The 4,370-nt window shown below is 46.6% G+C and carries 5 protein-coding genes; 2 read left to right on the top strand and 3 right to left on the bottom strand.

Annotated features, from left to right (window positions below; translation table 11 throughout):
• Positions 1–319 (bottom strand): hypothetical protein (locus KNO65_RS15540; protein ID WP_214785206.1); only part of this gene is annotated, 319 nt, incomplete at its 3' end.
• Between the two features lie 1,665 nt (positions 320–1,984).
• Between KNO65_RS15540 and KNO65_RS15535 the strand changes: the two genes are divergently transcribed.
• The gene (locus KNO65_RS15535; protein ID WP_214785202.1) at positions 1,985–2,269 is read left to right on the top strand and encodes a hypothetical protein; all 285 of its coding nucleotides are present in this window, start codon (positions 1,985–1,987) and stop codon (positions 2,267–2,269) included.
• Positions 2,270–2,868: 599 nt separating this feature from the next.
• The gene (locus tag KNO65_RS15530; protein WP_251131752.1) at positions 2,869–3,726 is read left to right on the top strand and encodes an SDR family oxidoreductase; all 858 of its coding nucleotides are present in this window, start codon (positions 2,869–2,871) and stop codon (positions 3,724–3,726) included.
• A 132-nt stretch (positions 3,727–3,858) separates the two neighbouring features.
• Here KNO65_RS15530 and KNO65_RS15525 read toward each other — a convergent pair whose 3' ends face one another.
• Both KNO65_RS15525 and KNO65_RS15520 read right to left on the bottom strand, forming a co-directional pair.
• Positions 3,859–4,068, bottom strand: a complete 210-nt coding sequence (locus KNO65_RS15525; RefSeq protein WP_214785201.1) for a hypothetical protein — start codon at positions 4,066–4,068, stop codon at positions 3,859–3,861.
• Between the two features lie 26 nt (positions 4,069–4,094).
• A complete protein-coding gene (locus KNO65_RS15520; RefSeq protein WP_214785188.1) occupies positions 4,095–4,304 on the bottom strand; it encodes a hypothetical protein in 210 nt (69 codons plus the stop codon).
• Between the last annotated feature and the right edge of the window lie 66 nt (positions 4,305–4,370).

Genomic DNA, 4,370 nt, shown 5'->3' with positions numbered 1-4,370 from the left:
CGATCGCAAAATAATCGTCATCCAACTGGGATTGCCCCGTGACCGGGTCGACTTTTAACGGCTCAGTCGCATTTTTCTTCGGTTTCGGCGTACGGACACGACTCGATTGCACAAAATCGAGCACTTTCTTGTCCGCATTCGGATGGCTGCGGTCGATGTGCCACCGTTTGGTCCGTTGGTCGAACGTCGCACCAGCCGACTTCAACGCCTCGCGAAGCTTCTCCTTGCCCACTGGCGCGTGTTCTTTCGCCAAATCGAGGAACTTCATGTCCTCGTTCAACTTGGTCACCTCAAAGATCGTCAGTTCCATGTTCTTCATAGCCACACATCTTCCTTCCTAACTTTTAACTAACCTTCCCTCTTACCTTCTTAATTCTCCACATTCGGGGCTAATCCCTTCTTGTTTTTCCTTCTGGATCGCCCTGGCATCCTGTCGGATGTCTCGGGCGATCCTCTCCAGGTCTTCCTTCTCTCTGCTGAACGCACTTCGCTACGGCGTTTACGCCTTCGCTCGCTTGTCGGGGCACATACGGAACACGTCGCCAGACTACGCTAGGCTCGTATTCCTCGTGCCACATACTAACTTGCATCTTCTACTGCTTCCTCGCTGATCTGTTTGCTCTTTGTTCTTTTCTTTTTAGAACTTGGAAAGAAAAAGACTTGAAACCAAAGAGCGCACCGGGCATACTCCGGTAGGGAAGATAGGAAACGGCTGGATGGGCAGACTAACCCCTTTGAAAAAGGATGCGGTTAAAATCTGCCCACCACGTTCTCCGTCTAGTGCAAGACGAGGTATCCGTATGTCTAGGCGTTCCAAGACTCCGGGGTGTCTCAACCCCGACATGTGACTCGCTGCGCTCTTATCGCGCACACAAGGCGTTTCCACGCCCTACCTTGCTGCCTTTCGGCGACTCGTCACATAACCCACTATACGACGGCCAGAGCCGTCATATGTCGTGTCACAGCAATCATACAGCCGCTTACTAGAAAATCTCCTACAGTTTGTCGTAGGGCTGTCTACAGTCGTACCATATGACCCCGTTTGAACCTCCATATATTAAACGATCTTTACCATATTCCGTTTGGGAACTTAGGCTATGTACAGGGCTTTCCGTCCTTCCCCTGCTAACGTCACATCACGTGCTGGAACTGCGGTGATGACCGATCCATTTTACTGCGTCGGCTGGATGAACCTACTCGTTTAGAGAGCGAGTGCGGACCTCTTTTATATGTAAGACCAAAACAAAAAGGACATCATTCAGTAGCGTGTTTCGTGAAACTCGCTACTGAATGATGTCCTTTTATATACCAAAAACCTTGAAGTTACTAAGGTAAATTAGTATGATAAGTTCATCTAAGTTAGGTGCGTACCTGCTATGTACCCCTAACCTTCAATAGCGATGTCTCTTACACACCGCTATACAAAAGCGTCACTTCGATGATCATCAACCCGTTTGGCGACAGGTTGGTAGGAGAAGTGGCGTTTTTTGTTGTTCCGTCCGTATTTTGTTACTGATTATTCTACCTCTACATAGATATGATGACAATAAAATATTTCTTCTTACTGCATCGTTTTTCTATTTCGCTTGTCACGGATCTTCATGTAAATTGCATATATCAACCCTAGATAGGCCACCACGGTACCGAAATAAAATAGATAGTCGACCCAAGGCTCAGAGTACGGAAATCTAGTGAATTGATAACTCATAAGCGTAAAAAATACACTCATGAACAACATATGACCAACATCTCTAAAGTTCTTTTTAACCGTATCAATAATCAATTCATTCACCTCTTGTTTGAAGATTCTGATAATACAAATATAGCATAAAGAGATGTATTATTTTGCCTTTTCGTAAAACCTTTAGCTAAAGCCGTTGCTTTTTCCGACCGTGCGGGCGACCATAAAAATACTGCCTGACAAGTGTCAGTATGTAAATGGGCACTCCTTATCTTCGATATCTCGTGAAGGGACGAAAACAACATGCAGCGACCACGAATGACCAAGCCGAATGACATACCAAAACTACTCACGATCGCCGACCTTCCTCTTCGTTGGGATATGCCAAGACAAAGTCTACACGACAAAAAAGGAGAGAACAAATTCCCTCTCCCAGTACAATATGTCGCGAACAATCGGACGGCACTCTTCCTCGAAAGCGACATCATCGAATACGAAAAAGAGAATCCGTACATCAGGACAAGAGCACAACGAGAAGCGCGTCGGAATTTCATTTTCAAGTTATACATGGACGCGAATGAAGAATAAAAAAGTGGCACATTTCGTGCCACTTTCGTGTTTTCACTGGCACATTTCGTGCCGTTTTTGGACTTTTGACGATATCATGGAAACCCCAGGCTCTGCCTGGGCTATCACGGAAAGTGATAGCAGTTTCCCCTTATGCTCTTTGAACTGTTTTATTTAAACTTTTACAGATCTAGAGAAAGCGACTTCTCGATATAATTTTATGATTTCTTCATCGTCTTTTTCGCTCAAGATAGTTTTCATCACAGAGATTTTAAATGTTTTCTCCATGTCGATCATCAAAATCGACAACAATAAATCTCTCTGTTTGACAGAAGTTCTTCCCATGATGTCTTCGTATTGTGTACGGAAGTCTTGAATCTCCAGATACATTTACCTCACTTCTTTCTTGTGGATTCATCCATCTAGAAGTGTTTCACCCTTCGTTCAAATCACCTTTTTCTCAAACGTCGTGCAGTAAATGGTCGTGAAATATAAGGTACTCCCCCTTCTCTTTTGTTACTCATATTATCGTCCGAATACAAATGGCGTTAGAGGGATTTTTACTCTGAAACCGAATATCTCATTAGGCTTATAAATGAATAGCAAAAGGAGTGAGGACGTTGAAAAAGTCGATTCTGGTGACCGGGGCGACAGGTAACGTCGGACGGTATGTGGCAAAGTATTTACAGGAAAACGATGCGGACATCGTGGTCGCCGGTAATCGAGTCGAGGAGTTAGAGGAACGATTCCCCGGGGCGCGACACGTCAAGTTAGATTTCGAGGACCCCGCCACGTTCGACGCAGCATTAGAGCATGTCGACCGTGTCTTTCTCATGCGCCCCCCTCAAATCGGGGATGCCGAGGTGTTCCGACCGTTCATCGATGCGATGAGGTCGCATTCAATCCGTCTCGTCTCCTTCCTCTCCTTGATGGGTGTCGAACGAAACCCGTTCCCTCCCCATCACAAAATCGAGAAGATGATCGAAGAGGCTGGGATCCCTTACGCCCACATCCGGCCAGGGTTCTTCATGCAAAACCTCACCGGCGTCCACGCCGAGGAAATCCGGAAGGATGACGAAATTTTCATCCCGGCAGGGAACAGCAAGGTGAGCTTCATCGATGCTGAGGATATCGGGAAAGCGATTGCCCACATCCTCAGCGACCCCGAAGGGCACCAAGGGACCGCCTATACATTGACGGGTCCGGAGGCGCTCGATTACGTGGATATCGCCAACCAACTGACCATTCTGACCGGAAGACGGATCACCTATGCCAAACCAGGGATGATTCACTATCGTTCACGCTATATCAACGAGAGAGGACTCAATCCGGCGTATGTGAACGTGACGATCGCGCTCTACATGATGACCCGACTGGGGACGGCCAAGGCGGTCACCGACGACTTCATTCGTTTGACGGGGGAGCCGCCGAGAACATTCTTCGAATTCGCCCGAGACCACCGGAATGATTTCGGTTGAAATAGAGAAAAAACGAGTGATTTCACAAAAAAAGTTTGTGAAATCACTCGTTTTCGAGTTTATTTTTAGACTTTGGCTTAAAACGGTCCCTTACGTTGCGTGGAGTTTTCATTTCACGCAACGTAAGGTTTTTTAGTTCAACCAGGACTTCCACATGCGTTCATGGAGATCGCGCACTTCCGGGTTCACTTTTTCCCACTCTCCGTCTTCATAGCATGGAATACCGAACACCTTCTCCATCTCATACATCAATTCCAACAGACAGGCTCCTCGTTCTGTCGAAGGGGGGTGCTTCATAAGATCCTCATAGCGTACCTCGAACTCGATCAGGGTCGCCTTCAAGTGTCTCGCCTCCGTATGTCATGGGATCACTCAGTTCTCGAGTGGCGAATCAATTTATATAAAGTGCTGACTTCGATGTTCTCACTTTCCCAAATCGGATTGTCATCAATCGGGATATCAAATGACTCCTCTATCTCCTGCATTAGAAGAAGAAGATAGGCATCTCGCTCTATAGATGGTGGCAATTTGAGAATTTCTCGGAATCGCGTCTCGTACTCGATTAATGGCATCCTCACGCCTCTCCACCTGCCTTTAAAAGACTCTGGAGTTTGAAACCCGTTGATATAAATCGACGATCTCCG

It is taken from the genome of Exiguobacterium sp. S3, from assembly GCF_018617295.1.
Lineage (GTDB): Bacteria > Bacillota > Bacilli > Exiguobacteriales > Exiguobacteriaceae > Exiguobacterium > Exiguobacterium profundum.
The sequence above is the reverse complement of the archived record's forward strand: the minus strand, read 5'-3'. Positions and strand labels throughout refer to the sequence as shown.

What these genes read in the sequence shown, in the direction of transcription:
- KNO65_RS15535 (WP_214785202.1), top strand. Translation starts at nt 1,985, where the DNA reads ATGCAGCGACCACGAATGACCAAGCCGAATGACATACCAAAACTACTC.